Consider the following 19,094-nt stretch of genomic DNA (forward strand, 5'->3'; position numbering starts at 1 on the left):
TGCAAATTGCTTAATTTATGCATCTCCATGAAAGAAAATAGTCGCCGAATGTTCCTGAAAACTTCCTCCCTGAGTCTAGGTGTTTTAACAACCACTAGTTTAACTGCCTTGGCGCAAACGCCAACGGAAAAGGAAAGTATCTACGAGGTTGAAGAAACACGGATCAACTTGTGGTCTGATCAGTCCAGGAATAATGGTCTTGAAGCAGGTAAACGCCCGAATATAGTGATCTACAAACCCAAGGGCACAGCTACGAAGCGTGCTGCGATGCTGGTATGCCCCGGCGGTGGTTATGGTATGCTGGCGTCTGATCATGAAGGGGTACAGCTTGCCCGGTTTTTCGCCTCCATGGGGATGGTTGCTGCTGTGTTGACCTACCGTGTTGCACCCAACAAATTTCCTGCACCATATGCAGATGGTGTTCGCGCCATGCGCATCCTGCGATCTAAAGCGGCTGCGTTCGGTGTGGATCCACAGCGGATCGGCTTGATGGGGTTTAGCGCTGGCGGTCACCTCGCCTCCACAATTGCCACCCAACCGGAGCTCTACAAGGACCCTGAAGATGATTTGGCCGCAACCGTTTCCGCCAGACCAGACCGCGTGATATTGGGATACCCTGTAATCACATTTGGCGAGTACACCCATGCTGGATCTGTGAAAAACCTGCTCGGAGACAACCCTACTGCGGCGCAGCTGAAACAATTTTCAAATGAATTGCACGTAAGTCGGCAGACCCCGCCTGCTTTCATTTTCCATACCGCAGACGATGGTGCCGTGCCTGTCCAGAATGCCTTCCTGTTTGCAGAAGCCTGTGTAAAACACAAGGTTCCTGTCGCGCTACATGTGTACCCACGAGGCAAACACGGCGTCGGTATGGCGCTGGACAATCCGGAGCTACGGGACTGGACGACGGTGCTGACGGGCTGGCTTGGCGACTGGCGAAGTGTTTAGGTTTACAAATAATTTGTTTTACTTTGCTGCATGCTATCCAAAAAAACGCAATATGCCATTAAAGCGCTGGTGATCCTGGGTAAGAATTATGGAAAGGACCCCATGCAAATTTTACGTATCGCGCAGGAAGACAAAATTCCTAAGAAGTTCCTTGAGCAGATTCTGCTGGAACTCAGAAACGCAGGGCTACTGGTCAGCAAAAAAGGCGCTGGTGGTGGCTACAGTCTGAATAAAGATCCCAAGGAAATCTTTCTAGTACAGGTGCTAAGAATTACCGGAGGACCAATTGCCCTGCTACCATGTGTAAGCTTGAACTTTTATCAACGCTGTGAGGAGTGTATCGATGAGAAAACCTGCGGTATCCGCGATGTTTTTACCGATGTTAGAAATGCCTCATTAAAGATATTGACGGAGACCAGCATCGCTGATGTTATCGCCCGCGAAAACACCCTGCTTCAAGGCATTTTATAATACAATTTTCAAATTCTTTCTGATTTAATAGCAAGGGTCCTGGTGAAAACACATCGGGATTCATTGTGTTATGTCCTGACTAACAGCGTTTTGTCGCTGGTTTCTACAGGTGTTTTGAGTTTTATTCAAATAAAGACTACTAAATCCATATGCTTTGTCATATATTTGAAATAACCGAACCACTTTAATCAACCAACCAACACTAGACACGAATGCAGAGTTTCAGAACGGAACTGGAGAATCCAGTAGTAGAGCAGGATATAATAGATCTGGAATTAAAGATCCGCGCCTTTCGCGAAGGCAAGCTTCATGATGAGAAATTTCGAAGTTTACGACTTGCTCGTGGGGTTTACGGCCAGCGCCAGCCGGGCGTACAGATGGTTCGCATTAAGCTTCCTTTTGGGAAGGTAACTTTCAAACAGCTTTTGAAAATTGCCGATATTTCTGATAAGTACGCCAGCAGCAACCTGCACCTGACCACACGTCAGGATATTCAGATCCACTATGTAAGTCTCGACAAGACACCTGAGCTATGGGCTGAGCTGGAGCAGGATGATATCACTTTGAGGGAAGCCTGCGGAAATACCGTACGTAATGTTACCGCTTCTCCAACAGCGGGCATCGACCCAAAAGAACCTTTTGATGTCTCCCCATACGCACATGCTACCTTCGCTTACTTTCTAAGGAATCCAATTTGTCAGGATATGGGGCGCAAATTCAAGATTGCTTTTTCCGCTACAGATGATGATACCGCATTCACGTACATCCACGATCTCGGCTTTATACCAAAATTAAAGGGGGAGGCGCGAGGTTTTAAAGTGATGCTGGGCGGAGGGCTGGGTGCGATTCCTTCCATTGCACATCCGGTAAATGAGTTCCTGCCGGAAGATCAACTGATTCCATTCATTGAATCTACATTAAGGGTCTTTGATCGTCACGGGGAACGCAATAACCGGAACAAAGCCCGCATGAAGTTCCTGGTGCAGAAGATTGGTCTGGAATCATTGCTGCAGCTGATTGCTGAAGAGCGGATAGCCAATAAAGTGAAAAGCCTGGATGTGAATCGCAATGCCTTGAGGCCGGCAATCATACCGGAAGCAAGAACATTCCCGCAGGTAGAAATCATCAACCAAACACACTACGACACCTGGCGCGAAAGCAATGTTTTTGCACAAAAGCAGGATGGTTTTTATGGCGTATATATCAAAGTATTGACGGGCGACATCCCGACCTCAAAAGCAAGGCAGCTGGTAGCGGCCATCCGGCCTTACGTTGCGGATGAAATTAAAATCACGATCAACCAGGGCTTACTCCTGCAGTATGTGCGCGAAGCAGCACTGCCGGCGCTGTTTGTCGCACTAGACAACCTGGGGTATGCCATTCCAGGCTTTAACAGCGTTGCTGACGTTACCACTTGTCCGGGAACCGATACCTGCAACCTGGGGATTTCGAACAGTACAGAGATGGCCAGGGAGCTGGAGAACCTGATCTATGATGAATACGAAGATTTAATCCTGAACCAGGATATCAAAATAAAAATCAGCGGCTGCATGAACAGCTGTGGCCAGCATGGTCTGGCACAGATTGGCTTCCATGGCAGCTCGTTAAAGGCCGGTGCAAAGGTCATTCCTGCAGCACAAGTACTTATTGGGGGTGGAACTTTCGGTGACGGGGTAGGTCGCGCGGCGGATAAGGTAATCAAAGTGCCATCCAAACGCGTCAAGGATGTGCTGCGCAGGGTTCTGAACGATTACAGTGCAAATCAGCAGCCTGGAGAGACCTTTAACGCCTATTACGATCGCGTTGGCAAGGATCACTACTATCAATTGTTAAAGCCGCTTGCGGATTTGAACAACCTGACCGATGATGAGTTCGTGGATTGGGGGCATCAGGAGACCTTTCAAACGGCTATTGGTGTGGGGGAATGTGCAGGGGTGGTCATCGACCTTGTTGCAACGCTGCTCTACGAAGCCGATGAAAAACAAGGCTGGGCAGCCCGCGCCTTTGAAGGCAAGGCATATGCCGATGCCATTTACCATGCTTACAGCGTATTCATCAGCGGTGCCAAAGCACTGCTGCTCGATAAAGGCATAAACAGCAGTACACAAACGGGCATCATCAAAGAATTTGATCTGCACTATGTTACAGCGCATGAAATCCAGATGGACGGTACTTTCAACGATATCGTTCTACAAATCAATAAAAATGAACCATCAGCAGAATTTGCCGCGAGCTATTTAGCGGAGGCACGTGAATTCCTGAACAAAGTAAAAGTTAAAAGAGAGGCATTGGTAAAACTATGATACAGACCAAAACACAAACAACCGTAAAAGAACCTAAAATAACCCTTGTTGGTGCTGGCCCAGGTGATCCGGATTTGATTACACTGAAGGCGATTAAAGCACTTCAGTCTGCCGATGTGGTGCTCTACGATGCGTTGGTAAACCAGGCACTACTAAACCACGCGCCGGAACAAGCACATCGGGTGTATGTCGGAAAGCGTTCCGGAGACCATTCCTATTCACAAAGCGCGGTTAATAAACTCATGATCGATTATGCGCTGAACTATGGTCATGTTGTTCGCTTAAAGGGGGGTGATTCTTTTGTATTTGGCAGGGGCTATGAAGAAGTAGAGTTTGCAGATACCTACAGCATTAAAGCGGAGGTGATTCCAGGCATATCCAGTTCCATATCCGTGCCGGCTTTGCAGGGCATTCCCGTTACGCACCGTGGCTTAAGTGAAAGTTTTTGGGTGGTTACCGGAACGACGGCTGACGGGAAGATTTCACAGGATCTCTACCAAGCAGCTAAGAGTAAAGCGACCGTGGTGGTACTAATGGGCATTAAAAAGCTGGCGGAAATTGCGGCCATCTTTGACGCTGCAGGGAAAAGCCGCCTACCTGTAGCGGTGATCCAGAATGGATCAATGGAAAATGAGAAAATGGTTGTAGGTACAGTATCGACCATTGTGGAGGCTGCTGCCGATAAGAAAATAGATTCCCCTGCACTGATCATCTTCGGTGAGGTTGTTGGCCTGCATTCAGATTTCCAGCCGATAAGAGCATTCTATGAACTTGCTGAAAGAGAATAAAACAATACCATTAACTGAGGTCGGTGACAATCAGCTATTTCCCGTCTTCCTGAAGTTGAACACGCTTCGGGTACTGCTCGTTGGTGCAGGTAATGTGGGCTTGGAAAAGCTGGGTACGCTGGTCACCAACAGTCCGTCTTGCCAGATCACCATTGTGGCCGAGAATGTTGCACCGGCCGTGGCAGCCTTTGTGCTTGACAAAGACAACATTGAAGTTCTGGAGCGATCCTTTCAGGCTTCAGACCTGGACGGTGCCGATCTTGTTGTAGTTGCAACGAATAATAACCCCTTAAACCTAATTATCAGGCAGGAAGCGAGGAAGCGAAAGCTGCTGGTGAACTTTGCGGACAAACCTGCTTTATGTGATTTCTACCTCGGTTCAACGGTCAAGAAAGGCGACTTAAAGGTTGCCATTTCCACCAATGGGAAATCGCCGACAATGGCCAAACGTATCAAGGAAGATTTGGAGCAAACCTTACCTGACAATGTAGATACTGCGATACAGCAGATGCATCAGGTACGAAACAACCTTAACGGCAGCTTCGCTGATAAGGTAAAAAAGCTGAATGAAATTACCGAAGTGATGCTAACCGGTAATAAACCAGCAAAGCACTTTAACACCAACTACAAACTGCTAGCATGGACGACCATATTCCTGAGTGCCACCATTATCGGGGTGCTACTCTGGCATTATGAACCTGGCTTCCAGCAAACCGTGCAGGAAGTACATCCCTATTTCTATTATTTCCTGGTTGCAGGATTCATATTTTCCATGATCGACGGTGCCATCGGCATGTCCTACGGGGTTACCTCCACCACTTTTTCGTTGTCAATGGGCATTCCACCCGCGTCAGCCAGTACGGCAGTCCATCTTTCGGAAATCATGAGCAATGCCATCGCCGGATGGATGCACTTCAAACTGGGAAACGTAAATAAGAAGCTCTTTAAGCTGCTCGTGGTGTCGGGCAGTATTGGTGCGGTTACCGGCGCTTACCTGCTCAGCAGCTTCGAACATTACAACATGTACATTAAGCCCGTGGTTTCGACCTATACGCTGGTCCTCGGACTTGTTATTCTTTCCAAGGCTTTTGCCGTTAAAAAGAAAAAAATTGGAGACAAGATTAAAAAGATTATTCCGCTGGGCTTAGGTGGTGGATTTATGGATGCTGTGGGTGGCGGCGGTTGGGGTTCCATCGTGCTGTCTTCGCTGATTGCTGGTGGACGGAACTCCAGAACTTCCCTGGGAACAGTAAAACTTTCCAGGTTCTTCATTGCCTTTCTAAGTTCCATAACATTTATTACAATGGTCAATGGCCTGCACTGGGAGGCGATCACGGGCTTAATCATAGGTAGTGCTATTGCATCTCCGATCGCCGTTCGGGTGTCCAACAAAATTTCAGCAAAGACCATCATGGTTTGTGTAGGCATTATTGTGACGCTGGTTAGCCTAAGGAGTCTTTACGTTTTTATAGATAAGCTGGCGTAAAGCAGCATTAAATTTAGAATATGGATTTTTCAACCACATTAAAAGATAAGATTATAGATGCCACACCAGTGGAGACCTTGCAGGCAATTGCTGCAGCCTACCCTGGTAGGGTCATTTTTTCAACCAGCTTTGGCTGGGAAGATCAGGTGATCAGTCACATGATTTTCAAACACAACATTCCAATCCAGGTTTTTACACTGGAAACCGGTCGGCTGTTCCCAGAAACTTACTATGTGTGGAACCGCACGCTGGAAATTTATCGGAAGCCTATTTTAGCCTACTATCCGAACCAGGAATTGCTGGAAGAGATGGTGAGCACAAAAGGGCCGAACAGTTTCTACGACTCTGTAGAGAACCGCAAGCAATGCTGTGGCATCAGGAAACTGGAGCCGCTGAAAAGAGCGCTATCTGGCAACGATGTGTGGATCACTGGCATCCGGGCCGAACAATCCCTGAACCGCCATGACATGCAGGCCATAGAATGGGATGAACAGAACAACCTGATCAAGTATCATCCCATCTTCAGCTGGTCGCTGGAGGAGGTGAAAGCATACATCAAAGAAAACAACATCCCGTATAATCCATTGCACGACCGCGGCTTTCCCAGCATCGGCTGTGCGCCATGCACGCGAGCAGTACAGCCAGGCGAAGATTTCCGCGCCGGAAGGTGGTGGTGGGAAGATGCCTCGAAAAAAGAGTGCGGATTACATACGCACAATGAAGTCGTAGAGAAATAAAACTGAATCGTCGTAAAGAAATAAAGAATAACAATGGATTACTTAGATCATTTAGAAGCTGAAGCGATATACATACTACGCGAAGTGGCCGGGCAGTTTGAAAAGCCGGCCTTACTGTTTTCGGGTGGAAAGGATTCCATTACGCTGGTCCACCTGGCTCAAAAGGCCTTTAGGCCTGGGAAATTCCCATTTCCCCTGGTACATATTGATACCGGTCATAACTTCCCTGAAACCATTTCTTACCGGGATGAGATGGTTGAAAGAATAAACGAAAAGCTGATTGTCGGTTATGTCCAGGATTCCATCAACCAGGGAAAGGTTGTTGAGCAGAAAGGGAAAAATGCCAGTAGAAATGCCTTACAGACAACGACACTGCTGGATGTCATTGAAAAATACCAGTTTGATGCCTGTATTGGCGGCGCTCGCCGGGATGAAGAAAAAGCACGTGCTAAGGAACGCATCTTTTCAGTGCGCGATGAATTTGGGCAGTGGGATCCGAAGCTGCAGCGCCCGGAATTATGGAGCCTGTACAATGGCAAGATCCATAAAGGAGAAAATGTACGCGTGTTTCCCATCAGTAACTGGACAGAACTTGACGTCTGGAACTACATCAAACGTGAGCAAATTCCCCTTCCAAGTATTTACTTCTCGCATAAACGAGACGTAATCACCCGAAACGGTCAGCTTATGGCGGCCTCAGCGTTTTTAAACATGGATAAAGAGGATATCATCAGCAACAGATCGGTACGATTCCGTACGGTTGGTGATATGACCTGCACAGCCGCTGTGGCATCAGAAGCTTACCTGATCGATGATATTATCGACGAGATCAGTAGCTCGAAAATTAGTGAAAGGGGCGCCCGGATGGACGATAAAGTTTCCGAGGCAGCCATGGAAGACAGGAAAAAAGGAGGATACTTTTAATGGATATTTTAAGATTTATAACGGCAGGTAGTGTAGATGATGGTAAAAGCACCTTAATTGGCCGGTTGCTATACGATAGCGGATCAATTCTGGCCGACCAGCTCGAAGCACTGCATTCCTCCAATAGGAAAAATGATGACGGCACGATAGACCTTGCAATCCTTACTGATGGATTAAAGGCCGAACGTGAGCAGGGCATTACGATAGATGTGGCCTATAAATACTTCCAGACAGAAAAGAGAAAGTTCATCATTGCCGATGCGCCAGGACATATACAGTACACGCGCAACATGGTTACCGGCGCTTCAAATTCAGAACTTGCAATCATCCTGATCGATGCCCGAAACGGTGTTTCAGAACAAACGATCCGGCATTCCTTTTTGGTGTCACTGTTGGCACTGCCACACGTTGTCGTTTGCATCAACAAAATGGATATGGTGGATTACAGCGAAACTGTTTTCAACGACATAAAGGTGGCCTATCTCCAGATTGCGGAGAAGCTGAACCTGAAAGAAGTCACCTTCATCCCAGTTAGTGCACTCAAAGGTGATAACATTGTGAATGAATCTCAAGCGATGCCCTGGTACGAGGGACAAAGTTTATTGCATTATTTGGAGACAGTAGCACTAGTACCCGAGCATCCATTTGAACATGGACGAATGCCTGTACAATGGGTCATTCGGCCGCAAACAGATGCACTCCATGATTACCGTGGCTATGCAGGTAGAATGGTTAGTGGAACCCTCAAGGTAAATGACGATGTTGTCGTTCAGCCTTCTGGTTTCCATACCAGCATCAGCAGAATTGAGTTTGCCGAACAGACCTTGGAGAAAGCAGAAAAAGGCATGTCCGTAACGCTTCACTTAAAAGATGATGTTGATGTAAGCAGGGGAGATATGCTTGTGGCAACAAGCAACCAGCCACTGCGCTCTAAAAACATTGTAGCTGATTTTTGCTGGATGGATGCGCGTCCCTTGGATACGTCTGTTATGTATCTATTGCAGCATCATAGTAAGCAAACCAAGTGTAAGGTTCAGGAGATCTGTTATAAAGTAAACATCAGCAATCTCGAAGAACATGCGGCAACGGATTTCAAGCTGAATGATATTGGTCGTGTTGTAATTAAAACTTCAGATCCAGTCACTTTTGATCATTATGAACAAAATCCTTCAAATGGTGGTGCCATTTTAATTGATCCAAGGACCAATCTTACTGTTGCGGCACTACTTTTTAGACAAGCAGTCGATTTATAACAGTTTGTCACAACATTTCTATGGCTTTAGGGCGGATATTGATGCTGATAAAATTATTTTTACAGCATCACATATCCAAGCATTTAGACGAAGCATGAAAAAACTATTCGTTGCACTGGCAGTAATCCTGAGTTCCGCTACTGCAGAGGCACAAAAACAACCGTATCAATATGTAAAACCAATCATCGGAACCGCAAAGATGGGACATACCTTTCCTGGCGCTACTGTTCCTTTCGGTGCTGTTCAGTTAAGTCCCGATACGGATACACTGTCCTACGAGATGAACGGCAAGTACAATCCGGACATGTACCGCTATTGTGCGGGTTACCAACATGCAGATAAAACCATTGTCGGTTTCTCCCATACGCATTTCAGCGGAACCGGGCACTCTGACCTTGGCGATTTCCTGATCATGCCCACAACGGGGAAGCTGCAGTTGAATCCGGGAACAGCTGATCATCCTGAAAATGGTTACAGATCTGCATTTTCACATGACAATGAAGTTTCCGAAGCCAACTACTATAAAGTAAAATTAGACGACCACAACATTACTGCAGAAATGACGACCAGCCCGAGGGTAGGTTTTCACCAGTACACCTTTCCAAAATCAGAGGAGTCGCACATCATACTGGATCTGATGAGTGGGATATACAACTACGATGATAAGAATGTATGGACTTACGTTCGTGTCGTTAATGATACACTGGTTACCGGTTACAGACAAACATCAGGCTGGGCCAGAACCAGGACGGTTTATTTTGCCATGACCTTCTCCAAGCCCATTAAGAACTATGGCCAGCGGAACTACGATGATAAACAAGTTTACCGTGGCTTCTGGGGTAAGTGGAACCAGACAAAGAACTTCCCGGAGATGGCTGGAAAACGTATGCGCACTTATTTCGACTTCAATACGACGGAAGGCGAAAAAGTGAAAGTCAAATTTGCGATCTCGCCAGTGAGCCAGGAAAATGCTTTACTGAACATGAGAACAGAGATCCCGGGCTGGGACTTTGAAAAAGTTAAGCGGGAAGGACAGCAAAGCTGGAATAAAGAATTAAACAAGATTGCTGTGAACACCTTGAATGAGGATGATAAGGTGAACTTCTATACGGCGATGTACCATACGTTCATAAATCCTACGGTATATAACGACGTGAACAAGGAATATCGTGGATTGGATCAGAACAACCATAAAGCCGAGAATTTCGACAACTACACCACATTCTCTTTATGGGACACTTTCCGTGCTTTACATCCATTCTTCAACATTGTACAGCAAAAACGCAGTGCTGATATGGTGTCGTCTATGATGGCCCATTATGAGCAGAGCGCCTGGAAGATGCTGCCGATCTGGTCGCACTATGCAAATGAGAACTGGTGCATGAGTGGCTACCACAGTGTTTCCGTGGTCGCAGATGCGATCATCAAAGGGGTTTATAAAGGTGATCCGAATGCTGCTCTGGCAGCCTGTGTGGCAACGGCTAAGAAGCGCGACTATGAAGGCATCGGCGCGTATATGGATCTTGGTTATGTACCAGCAGAATCGAATGGTACTTCCGTATCAAACACATTAGAGTATGCTTATGACGATTGGTGTATCGCACAGCTGGCTAAAAAGCTGAATAATACGGCAGTGTATGATGAATTCATCAAACGCGCAGACAACTGGCGAAATGTTTATGATGCAAAGTCGGATTTCATGCGCCCCAGACTTAAGGATGGTTCTTTCAAAAAAGAATTTGATGTACTAAGTACCCATGGACAAGGTTTCATTGAAGGTAATGCATGGAACTATAGCTTGTATGTGCCACATAATCCGGAAGAATTAATCAAGTTGCGTGGCGGTAAAGCGCGCTTCAGCAAACATCTGGATTCCTTATTCACCATGCACCTGCCGGATGAATTTTTCGCAGATACAGAGGACATCACCAGAGAAGGGATCATTGGTAATTACGTACATGGTAATGAGCCTGCGCACCACGCAGCTTATCTTTACAACTACACTTCAACGCCATGGAAAACACAAGATCGGGTGCGGATGATCTTAAAGAAGATGTACCGACCGACTGCTGATGGCCTGGGCGGTAATGACGACTGTGGACAAATGAGTGCATGGTTTATCTTCAGCTCATTAGGCTTTTATCCGATGGCGCCTGGAGCTTTGACCTACGAACTTGGAAGTCCGGCAGTGGTAAATGCAACCATCAATCTGGAAAATGGCAAGACATTCACGGTAAAGACTAAAAATCAGAGCAACAAAAATGTTTATGTTTCGAAGGTCCTGTTAAACGGGAAGGTACTGGATCGGAAAACAATAAACCATGATGAAATCATGAATGGCGGTCAGATTGAGTTCTTCATGTCTGCTAAACCAACAACGAAATAGCAATCCTAGTTGCGCATCAATGCGCGGGGTAAAACAAGTTAAGCAAAGTAGGGTTATTGAAATCATGAAGCATTTCAAGATCCTACTTTGTCTGTTTTTAACCCTAATTACGTTTGGCGGTTATGCACAGGAGGCAAAAACAGCTAAGTATTCTTTGTTCAATCCCGTTCCGAAAAAGCAAATGCGTGAAATGGCTACGGACCGGCCGGGTATAACAGAGACACCCATCACGGTAGACGCAGGCCATTTCCAATATGAAACGGCTATATTAAGTTATGGGATCCAACGGGAAGAAGGTGTAAAAACAAAATCATACACGATCAATGCATTGGACTTCCATATAGGTCTTACCAATTCAACGGCCCTGCAGCTGATCTTGGATGCTTATCAGATTGAACATCAGACTGAGCGGAGCACGGGACAGCGTACAAGAACCGAAGGTATCGGAGATCTGACCTTCCGGTTGAAACAGAACCTGGCGGGAAACGATCAGGGTAATTTTTCCATTGCTTTGCTGCCATACATGACACTCCCAACAGCACAGCATTCAGAAAATCGTAAAGTTGAAGCAGGCATACTGCTTCCTATGGAACTTAAGCTTCCTGCAGCCTGGACCCTGGGTGTGCAAATTGAACTGGACCGTTTGAAAGATAAGGATAAGAATGCCTTACACACTGAAATTCTACAGGCCATTAGTCTTAGTCATGCCGTGATTAAAGACCTTGATGGTATAGCCGAAACCTACCAGACCTACGAATTCAAAAAGCATCAATGGACCAACTATGTGAATGCTGCCTTGCAATATTCAGTTAATTCGAACTGCAAGTTTGATGCGGGCATCAATTACGGCATACAGCATGATGCGCAGCGAAACTTCTTTTTCGGACTCGCATATCGTCTCTAACTCTATTTACCCGACATGAAGTACTGGACTGTGACTTTCTCCCGACTCCCTGCAGACGCGATGGCAATTTACCCCCTGATGATCTTCAAAAAGCGGGCCCTTAAAGAAAGTCATGTGATTATTAACCATGAGATGGTGCATTTCAGACAACAGCTGGAACTTTTGGTCATCTTCTTCTATCTCTTGTACTTCCTTCATTATCTAATCAATCTGATAAAGTTTCGGAATCACCGCAGGGCTTATTTTGAAATATGTTTTGAGAAAGAAGCTTACGCAAACGAGCGGAACTTTGAATATCTGAAACAGCGTACACCATACGCGTGGTTGAAGTATTTTTAAGTAGGGAAGGGTTGTAGTTTGGTTATCAAAAACTCATCATCAAAAACCCCGAAAAACCCGTTGATTTGTGGAATGAGTTTATGATAACGTGAACTTTCTTCAATTGAATGGCTGAACGGTAAATCTTCGTTTTCCAGGCGCAGGTGCGAAGATCAGATAAGGAGGGAATAATGATATTGATGCTGGCGCTTTTGAGATTTCTTTAACTTACCTATTTCTGATTCAATCGAGCCCATAGAAGCCAGCACCGATATGAATAGAAAAAGAAAGGGCAGCCAATTTGTTGGCCGCCCTTAAAAGTACTTGTGAAGCTTTAAGTCTTAGAAAAGCTTTTCAGCAGGTGGGGTGACACCAGCAAGTCTCAAGTAAACAGTTGCTTGACCTCTATGATGGGTTTGATGTTCAAATGCCTTTTCCAGGACTTTCCCTTTTGACAGGTCGAATTTACCGAACAACTTTGTCTGCTCATTTAGCTGGGTGGAGTTTAGCTTTTTAATGGTAGCAATAACAAAATCATAGCTCGCAAGCGTCTCCTTTGTAACCGTGGCTTTCGATTTGTCTGATCCTTTTTCAAGCCCGCTCACAGCTGCCGGACTTTTTTCTTGACCTACAGCACTCACAAAACCGTAATTGGCATCGGCTAGATGGAACATCTGGTCTGCGAAAGAACGCATTTCTGGCGTTGGCTTTAATGAAAATGATTTTTCCGGCATTGCATCCAAATATTCCTTGGTATAGGCTTTTGCCCGCTCCCAATCTTTGGTAATATCTTCCGTGCTTGTTTGTGCTTTAGCTGACCCGATCATCAGCATAAAGAGCATTAGAGAAATCGTTTGTTTAAGTATTTTCATAATATCTTGTTTTTTGAACCAAAAATAACCCATCAGGGCTGAATGAGGCTTGAACTAAATTAAGAAACTCCCTTAAACTAGTTCAAGCATTAACAAGTGATTTCATCATAATGGAATGAAAAGAGTTGTTTGGCTGAGCATCAGTCCACTGGTCTAACATTACCTTAAAAGAGTTCATACATTAAGACCGCTAGTTAAGGTGGCAATACTTGAAATGGTACTTATTCCATAGATAAATGTTAATTTGGCAGCATAAATTAAACTCATGTTAAGTCCAGACCAGCTTTCGCAAGATGTACTTATTGACTCGTTCAAAAAGATCTTTCCACTCAGCTCACAAGAGCGAGAGGCACTGATATCTCGCTTTTCGGAACGGCATATCAAGCGGCGTGGGTTTATTTTGCAGCAAGGTGATGTTTGCAAGCATTTTACTTTTATCGTATCCGGCTGCTTTAAAATGTACGCAATAGACCAGGCGGGTAAGGAACATAACATGCAGTTTGCAGCCGAGGGTGAATGGATTTCGGACCTGGCGAGTTTTTATTCAGAAAAGCCAAGTGGGGTGCACATTGAGGCTATTGAACCGGCTGTTATTCTTCAAATAAAACATGATGACCTGTTGGATTTATATATTGGATACCATCGGTTTGACCGTCACTTCAGAGTCATTGTAGAAACAAAATATATAGAACTTCAAAATAGGGTTCTACAGAACATCAGTGTCACTGCGGAGCAGCGATATCTAAACTTTTTAGATCAGTTCCCTGAGCTGGCAAATAGATTACCCAATACCCAAATAGCCTCGTACCTGGGAATCACACCTGAATTCTTAAGCAAAATCAGAAAAGTCTTGGTTCATAGACCATAACCTTAAAGTAGTTTAAGAGCGTTTCTTAAAGTAGTTAATAGGTGTAGTCGCTTCCACTTGCCGACCTTTGCATTGTAAATTAAGCACAATGAAAGGATTGATTAAAAATAACATTTCAGTTTTATTAAGGAGTGTCGCTATTGCTGGTATGCTTACGAGCCTGGCAATTGTTACGCATGCACAGGAATATATCACACCTACAAATCCGCCCAAGCCAGGAAAAGCGCCTGGTGCAAAAGTCAGGTTGCTGAGCTCAAATGGACAAACCCAAAACTATCTACTTGTACTTTCCCCTGGTGATGAGTTAATGTCAGGTATTGCTGCCTTTGCTGAGCAATATCATGTTAAATATGCCCACTACACCGGCTTTGGAGATGCTATGTCCGCCAAACTTGGATGGTTTGATGCAGGGCGTAAAATGTTCAAGTCTGTTCCTCTTGATCAACCCTCGGAAGTTACTTCCATGACTGGAGACATTTCACTGTATAATAATAAGCCTCTGGCACATACACATTTTAGCACCGCCATTGAGGATGGAAGTGTTTATGGAGGCCACTTATTTGAATTAATAGTAGGTCCCACCTTTGAAGTAATAATTACGGTTGAACCCACGGCGATTTACAAAAAAGTCAGCCCTGAATTTAATGCTCTGGTAGTTGATCCAACCTTAAAATAAAATAGGTTAAAACCCACCGATGTTAGGTCCTTTAATCGGCTAACTTAACACTAAAACATTTTTAAAAACGAATACTACATACACATAATGAATATACAACATCTAAAAATTAAACCAATCATTTTCATACTTCTGAGCTTCTTCTCTATAAGTCTTTATGCTCAGGATCTAAAGCATCCAAGATACTTTATGCAAGCTGGCCCGACGCCAAAAGATGCAATTCCTTACGGCAATAACGCCAAAGCTGGCCGCTATCTAAATACAGGTAAGGCTAAAATATACTATGAAATTTACGGGAAAGGGAAGCCTGTAGTGGTACTGCATGGGGGAATCGTTGGATCAACCCAGGAAATGGGTCAATTTATTGATAGCTTGTCCAAAATGTATCAAGTCATTGCGGTTTCAACCAGAGGTCATGGTAAATCAGAAATGGGATCTGAAGAGCCATCTTATGAACGTAAAGCAGCTGACATAAATGCAATTCTCAGCACGGTGACAAAAGACAGTGTAACTGTTCTAGGCTTTAGTGACGGGGCATATACTGGCTATTTCCTTGCGGCAATGCATCCCGAAAAAGTAAAAAAGCTAATTGCAATAGGCGCGGGGGAATGGAAGCAAGGTTTTAGAACATTTAACAATAGACGCGAGGTACTATTTCAATTGGATAGTTTATATTTCAAGCAACAACTAGCCCTAAGCCCACAGCCGGAGCGTTTTGATGAATGGCTAGGTACGCTGAATAAGTATTACAGCTCTTTAAATATCGGCAAAGAGATTTTTGGAAAGATCCAGTGCCCATCTTTGATCATTGCTGGAGAAAAGGACCAAAATGCGCCACTTGAAACGGTTCTTGCAGCCTATAAGATGATTCCGAATAGCCAATTGAGCATAATTCCAAATGCACCGCATCCAGCTTTCTTAGTCAATTTTTCGGCAGTATGGGCAAGCATGCCCCCCTTTTTAGAGAAATAAAACATCATATTAATAAGTAAACAGACAAGTATAATGGAACAGGAAACCATAACAAACCAGGTGTTAACACATCACCTTATCGCCTTTGGAAACAACGATCTTGAAGAGATAGTGAAAGACTACACTGAAGATTCGGAAGTATTTACGCCTTCAGGACCACTCAAAGGACTTGAAGCAATTCGGGCATTTTTTGAAGCATTTTTTAAGGCTATCCCGACTGGTTTCGCATTTGAGATGAAACAACTTAGTGTTAAAAACAACCTGGCCTACATTGTATGGACAAGTGAATCACCTGTGGCTAAAATCCCTGTGGGTACCGATACGTTTTTTCTTGATGGTGATAAAATAAAGTACCATACCGTCGCCGATTACAGATTAACAAACAATTAAAAAGAAATCACATGAATGCACAAAATCAAAAATCGTTAGTTGAACAACTAATTTCAGCTTACCAAAAAGCAGTAAATGACAAAGATGCTGCTGCAATATCAGCATTCTATACCTCTGACGGTTCCTTACTGGCTGAAGGTTTCAAATCTATTGCCCAGGCTAAGGCTGGTGAAAGTTATTTTCTAAAAGCAGATGTAAACATCAATTTTTCTATCAAAGAAGTAACAGTTGAAGGATCATACGCTTTTGTAGAAGCACGGGCTAAAACAAAAATAAAGGACCTTAAAAGCAATATAGAGCTTAATAAGAATACAAGAGACTTGTTTATCCTGAAAAATACAGAAGGTGACTGGAAAATATATCGTTATATTTTCAATAGCTTCCAGGCTTAAACCTCTGGTAAATGGAATCTATGTTAGCTGCAGTATTACACCAACCAGGCGGAGCTGAAAATTTGGTCTTGGAAGAAAGATCGATACCTGTCTCCGTAGGGGATCATGTGCTTATAAAGGTAAAAGCATTTGGTCTGAATCGCTCAGAGTTGATGACTAGAAAGGGCTTGTCGCCAGAGGTCAGTTTTCCGCGAGTTCTAGGAATAGAGTGTGTGGGGGAAGTGGAAGAGGATCCTAGTGGTGAATTTAAAAAGGGGCAGAAAGTTGCAGCTTTCATGGGAGGAATGGGTAGAGATTTCGACGGTAGTTACGCCCAGTATTGTTTAGTTCCAAAATCGATTATTCAACCTTTTATCAGCAACTTAAGCTGGGATAAGCTTGGTGCAATTCCAGAAATGTTCCAAACGGTTTATGGTTCCTTACACCTGGCCCTAAAAATTCACAAAGGAGAAGTCATACTGATAAGAGGAGGAACTTCCTCTATTGGCATGCTGGCTATTAAACTTGCTAAATTACACGGCCTAACCGTACTCGCAACTACAAGAAACCCTTCCAAAAAAGAGCTGTTAGCAGTCAATGGTGCAGATCATGTCCTTATAGATGATGGCAGCTTAGTATCAAAAGTAAAGCGGCTGTATCCCAATGGCGTCACAAAAACGCTGGAACTAATAGGTGCCACTACCTTAAAAGATTCTCTTGATTGTACGGCGCCATTTGGAACAGTGTGTATGACAGGTATGCTGTCTGAGCAGTGGTCAATAAATGATTTTGCGCCCATGGAATACATTCCTGCAACAGTTAATCTAACCATTTATGATAGCGGTCAGATCAGGGTTGAAAAAGAGCATTTTCAGCAATTCATACTGGATTTGGAGGCGGGAAGGATCGAACTTAGTTTAAATCGCACCTTTAATCTAAAGGATATAAAAGAAGCGCACCTTACAATGGAAAGTAATGCTGGTGCCGGAAAAATTGTTGTATTGACTAACTAAAATTTATGCATATAAGCTCCGAGCATCTTGTTAGCTCAACAAGAAAGCCCCACTCAAATGAAAAAAGACGATACCATTTTTTTTGTTCTAGATGGTACCTTGCGGTCATTTACAGTTGACCATGATGGAAACGAACATGTGATGCAATTTGCATTTGAGAGCCATTGGATTTCGAACCTTTCAAGTTTCATTACTCAACGCCCGGAAAAATGTTTATTGAGTCCCTCAAGGATTGTAAGGTAGTTCTATTGCATCATCATGAACTCGAAATATTGCTCGACAAAATTCCAACCTTGAAAAAGTTCTTTCACCAACTTTATCAAAGGGCTTATGTAGGATTCAGAAGCTCATAAATTCTAGGGCAAGTAAAACTGCAAAGGAACAATATAAGTCGCTCATTTCACAGCACCCAGATATTGCAAAAAGGATACCGCTTGGATACATAGCTTCTTATTTGGGCATAACGGCTGAAACCTTAAGTAGAATTCGCAATTAAATGGCTAATAAAAGATAGAAGCTCATGCACGTATTATTTAAATTTATTAAAATAGTTTAAGGGTTGAACCAGATTATACATCCGATCTTTAGAAATTACTTAAACATACGATCTAGCATGAAAAACTTAAAGTATTTAGTGGCCATTTGCGTATTTGCTTTTTCTTTGAATCTCAACGCGCAAACCTTTCAGCTTAATAGCGAGGTGCTTCAACCTGTCCAGGTAGCCATGTCTATAGAAAAACTTGAAGGCTATAAAGTTGTGAAAGTCGTTAAAGATTCCGCAGTGAAAGCAGTCGATGAACCAACGTTTGCAAAAGTGGTAAACAGTGACTTTAAGAATGGGACAATCGAAGTTAAGGTTCTAAGTAGATTATTGAAAAATGCTCCAGAATATTCCCGTGGTTTCATTGGTCTTGCTTTTCGTATTAGCAACGACAACTCAAAATATGAAAGCATTTATTTGCGTCCAACAAATGGACGAGCACAAGATCAGATAAGACGAAACCATTCAGTTCAATATTATTCCTATCCCGATTATAAGTTTGATCGGTTGAGGAAGGAAAATCCGGAGGCCTATGAGTCCTATGCTGACATGGACCTAAACAAATGGATAAAGATGAAAATAATAGTCAATGGCACAAAAGCCAGATTGTATTTAAATGATAATGAACAACCATCCCTAATTGTTAATGATTTGAAGTTGGGTCCGAACGCATCGGGTGCTATCGGCTTATTCGTTGACATTGGTACTGAAGGTTTCTTTCGCGATTTAGTAATAAGCACGCAAGATTAGGCTTGTTAAAGACCTAACTTTATTCACAGAAAGTTTAGAGGAGCATGATTAGCAATATTCTTGGTAAGATGGACTTGGGTAAGTTCTCTATGGTAGAGGCATTTCCTACCTGTTTAGGAA

19 protein-coding genes are annotated in these 19,094 nt (G+C 44.0%); 18 read left to right on the forward strand and 1 reads right to left on the reverse strand.

Annotation, left to right across the window (positions count from 1 at the left end; translation table 11 throughout):
- The first annotated feature begins 27 nt into the window (after positions 1-27).
- The 11 genes from IEW69_RS11385 to IEW69_RS11435 all read left to right on the forward strand — a co-directional run bounded on the left by IEW69_RS11385 (position 28) and on the right by IEW69_RS11435 (position 12,542).
- Positions 28-951: an alpha/beta hydrolase gene (locus IEW69_RS11385; protein ID WP_188626983.1), complete on the forward strand. Its 924-nt coding sequence runs from the start codon at positions 28-30 to the stop codon at positions 949-951.
- A gap of 30 nt (positions 952-981) precedes the next feature.
- Positions 982-1,422: an RrF2 family transcriptional regulator gene (locus tag IEW69_RS11390; RefSeq protein ID WP_188626984.1), complete on the forward strand. Its 441-nt coding sequence runs from the start codon at positions 982-984 to the stop codon at positions 1,420-1,422.
- Positions 1,423-1,634: 212 nt separating this feature from the next.
- Positions 1,635-3,725: a ferredoxin-like domain-containing protein gene (locus IEW69_RS11395; protein ID WP_188626985.1), complete on the forward strand. Its 2,091-nt coding sequence runs from the start codon at positions 1,635-1,637 to the stop codon at positions 3,723-3,725.
- Entirely contained in the window at positions 3,722-4,513 is a 792-nt protein-coding gene (gene cobA, locus IEW69_RS11400) for a uroporphyrinogen-III C-methyltransferase (RefSeq protein WP_188626986.1), read from the forward strand. The genes IEW69_RS11395 and cobA overlap by 4 nt, the downstream gene beginning before the upstream one ends.
- Positions 4,491-5,999, forward strand: a complete 1,509-nt coding sequence (locus IEW69_RS11405) for a TSUP family transporter (protein ID WP_188626987.1) — start codon at positions 4,491-4,493, stop codon at positions 5,997-5,999. Before cobA ends, IEW69_RS11405 begins: the two co-directional genes overlap by 23 nt.
- A 20-nt stretch (positions 6,000-6,019) precedes the next feature.
- A complete protein-coding gene (locus IEW69_RS11410; protein WP_188626988.1) occupies positions 6,020-6,736 on the forward strand; it encodes a phosphoadenylyl-sulfate reductase in 717 nt (238 codons plus the stop codon).
- A gap of 33 nt (positions 6,737-6,769) precedes the next feature.
- Positions 6,770-7,660, forward strand: coding sequence for a sulfate adenylyltransferase subunit CysD (gene cysD, locus IEW69_RS11415; RefSeq protein ID WP_188626989.1), 891 nt, complete (start codon positions 6,770-6,772; stop codon positions 7,658-7,660).
- A complete protein-coding gene (locus IEW69_RS11420) occupies positions 7,660-8,913 on the forward strand; it encodes a sulfate adenylyltransferase subunit 1 (RefSeq protein ID WP_188626990.1) in 1,254 nt (417 codons plus the stop codon). Before cysD ends, IEW69_RS11420 begins: the two co-directional genes overlap by 1 nt.
- 94 nt (positions 8,914-9,007) lie before the next feature.
- Complete coding sequence (locus IEW69_RS11425) at positions 9,008-11,299, forward strand: GH92 family glycosyl hydrolase (RefSeq protein ID WP_188626991.1); 2,292 nt, start codon at positions 9,008-9,010, stop codon at positions 11,297-11,299.
- Between the two features lie 64 nt (positions 11,300-11,363).
- The gene (locus IEW69_RS11430) at positions 11,364-12,203 is read left to right on the forward strand and encodes a transporter (protein WP_188626992.1); all 840 of its coding nucleotides are present in this window, start codon (positions 11,364-11,366) and stop codon (positions 12,201-12,203) included.
- A gap of 15 nt (positions 12,204-12,218) precedes the next feature.
- The gene (locus IEW69_RS11435; protein WP_188626993.1) at positions 12,219-12,542 is read left to right on the forward strand and encodes a hypothetical protein; all 324 of its coding nucleotides are present in this window, start codon (positions 12,219-12,221) and stop codon (positions 12,540-12,542) included.
- A gap of 320 nt (positions 12,543-12,862) precedes the next feature.
- Here the strand turns inward: IEW69_RS11435 and IEW69_RS11440 are convergent, their stop codons facing one another.
- Positions 12,863-13,393 (reverse strand): DinB family protein, encoded by a 531-nt coding sequence (locus IEW69_RS11440; protein WP_188626994.1) that lies wholly within the window; start codon positions 13,391-13,393, stop codon positions 12,863-12,865.
- Between the two features lie 265 nt (positions 13,394-13,658).
- On the opposite strand from IEW69_RS11440, the gene IEW69_RS11445 reads away from it, so the two are divergent.
- The 7 genes from IEW69_RS11445 (at position 13,659) to IEW69_RS11475 (ending at position 18,974) form a co-directional block, all read left to right on the forward strand.
- Complete coding sequence (locus IEW69_RS11445; protein WP_188626995.1) at positions 13,659-14,261, forward strand: Crp/Fnr family transcriptional regulator; 603 nt, start codon at positions 13,659-13,661, stop codon at positions 14,259-14,261.
- Between the two features lie 88 nt (positions 14,262-14,349).
- Positions 14,350-14,937, forward strand: coding sequence for a PPC domain-containing DNA-binding protein (locus IEW69_RS11450; RefSeq protein ID WP_188626996.1), 588 nt, complete (start codon positions 14,350-14,352; stop codon positions 14,935-14,937).
- Positions 14,938-15,024: 87 nt separating this feature from the next.
- Positions 15,025-15,909, forward strand: coding sequence for an alpha/beta fold hydrolase (locus IEW69_RS11455; protein WP_188626997.1), 885 nt, complete (start codon positions 15,025-15,027; stop codon positions 15,907-15,909).
- A gap of 33 nt (positions 15,910-15,942) precedes the next feature.
- Complete coding sequence (locus IEW69_RS11460; protein WP_188626998.1) at positions 15,943-16,299, forward strand: nuclear transport factor 2 family protein; 357 nt, start codon at positions 15,943-15,945, stop codon at positions 16,297-16,299.
- A gap of 11 nt (positions 16,300-16,310) precedes the next feature.
- Entirely contained in the window at positions 16,311-16,691 is a 381-nt protein-coding gene (locus IEW69_RS11465; RefSeq protein ID WP_188626999.1) for a YybH family protein, read from the forward strand.
- Positions 16,692-16,702: 11 nt separating this feature from the next.
- Entirely contained in the window at positions 16,703-17,683 is a 981-nt protein-coding gene (locus IEW69_RS11470; RefSeq protein WP_229663600.1) for a zinc-binding alcohol dehydrogenase family protein, read from the forward strand.
- A gap of 613 nt (positions 17,684-18,296) precedes the next feature.
- Positions 18,297-18,974, forward strand: coding sequence for a hypothetical protein (locus IEW69_RS11475; RefSeq protein WP_188627000.1), 678 nt, complete (start codon positions 18,297-18,299; stop codon positions 18,972-18,974).
- The last annotated feature ends 120 nt before the right edge of the window (positions 18,975-19,094 follow it).

Origin of the sequence: Pedobacter quisquiliarum (genome assembly GCF_014642175.1) — a bacterium.
Lineage (GTDB): Bacteria > Bacteroidota > Bacteroidia > Sphingobacteriales > Sphingobacteriaceae > Pedobacter > Pedobacter quisquiliarum.

Bases quoted from the DNA above. Each gene is read 5' to 3' on its own strand.
- IEW69_RS11460 (WP_188626998.1), top strand. From the start codon at position 15,943: ATGGAACAGGAAACCATAACAAACCAGGTGTTAACACATCACCTTATC.
- IEW69_RS11455 (WP_188626997.1), top strand. From the start codon at position 15,025: ATGAATATACAACATCTAAAAATTAAACCAATCATTTTCATACTTCTG.
- IEW69_RS11405 (WP_188626987.1), top strand. From the start codon at position 4,491: ATGAACTTGCTGAAAGAGAATAAAACAATACCATTAACTGAGGTCGGT.
- IEW69_RS11410 (WP_188626988.1), top strand. From the start codon at position 6,020: ATGGATTTTTCAACCACATTAAAAGATAAGATTATAGATGCCACACCA.
- IEW69_RS11420 (WP_188626990.1), top strand. From the start codon at position 7,660: ATGGATATTTTAAGATTTATAACGGCAGGTAGTGTAGATGATGGTAAA.
- IEW69_RS11385 (WP_188626983.1), top strand. From the start codon at position 28: ATGAAAGAAAATAGTCGCCGAATGTTCCTGAAAACTTCCTCCCTGAGT.
- IEW69_RS11390 (WP_188626984.1), top strand. From the start codon at position 982: ATGCTATCCAAAAAAACGCAATATGCCATTAAAGCGCTGGTGATCCTG.
- IEW69_RS11435 (WP_188626993.1), top strand. From the start codon at position 12,219: ATGAAGTACTGGACTGTGACTTTCTCCCGACTCCCTGCAGACGCGATG.
- IEW69_RS11430 (WP_188626992.1), top strand. From the start codon at position 11,364: ATGAAGCATTTCAAGATCCTACTTTGTCTGTTTTTAACCCTAATTACG.
- IEW69_RS11470 (WP_229663600.1), top strand. From the start codon at position 16,703: ATGGAATCTATGTTAGCTGCAGTATTACACCAACCAGGCGGAGCTGAA.
- IEW69_RS11465 (WP_188626999.1), top strand. From the start codon at position 16,311: ATGAATGCACAAAATCAAAAATCGTTAGTTGAACAACTAATTTCAGCT.
- IEW69_RS11440 (WP_188626994.1), bottom strand. From the start codon at position 13,393: ATGAAAATACTTAAACAAACGATTTCTCTAATGCTCTTTATGCTGATG.
- IEW69_RS11425 (WP_188626991.1), top strand. From the start codon at position 9,008: ATGAAAAAACTATTCGTTGCACTGGCAGTAATCCTGAGTTCCGCTACT.
- IEW69_RS11450 (WP_188626996.1), top strand. From the start codon at position 14,350: ATGAAAGGATTGATTAAAAATAACATTTCAGTTTTATTAAGGAGTGTC.
- IEW69_RS11475 (WP_188627000.1), top strand. From the start codon at position 18,297: ATGAAAAACTTAAAGTATTTAGTGGCCATTTGCGTATTTGCTTTTTCT.
- IEW69_RS11395 (WP_188626985.1), top strand. From the start codon at position 1,635: ATGCAGAGTTTCAGAACGGAACTGGAGAATCCAGTAGTAGAGCAGGAT.
- IEW69_RS11445 (WP_188626995.1), top strand. From the start codon at position 13,659: ATGTTAAGTCCAGACCAGCTTTCGCAAGATGTACTTATTGACTCGTTC.
- cobA (WP_188626986.1), top strand. From the start codon at position 3,722: ATGATACAGACCAAAACACAAACAACCGTAAAAGAACCTAAAATAACC.
- cysD (WP_188626989.1), top strand. From the start codon at position 6,770: ATGGATTACTTAGATCATTTAGAAGCTGAAGCGATATACATACTACGC.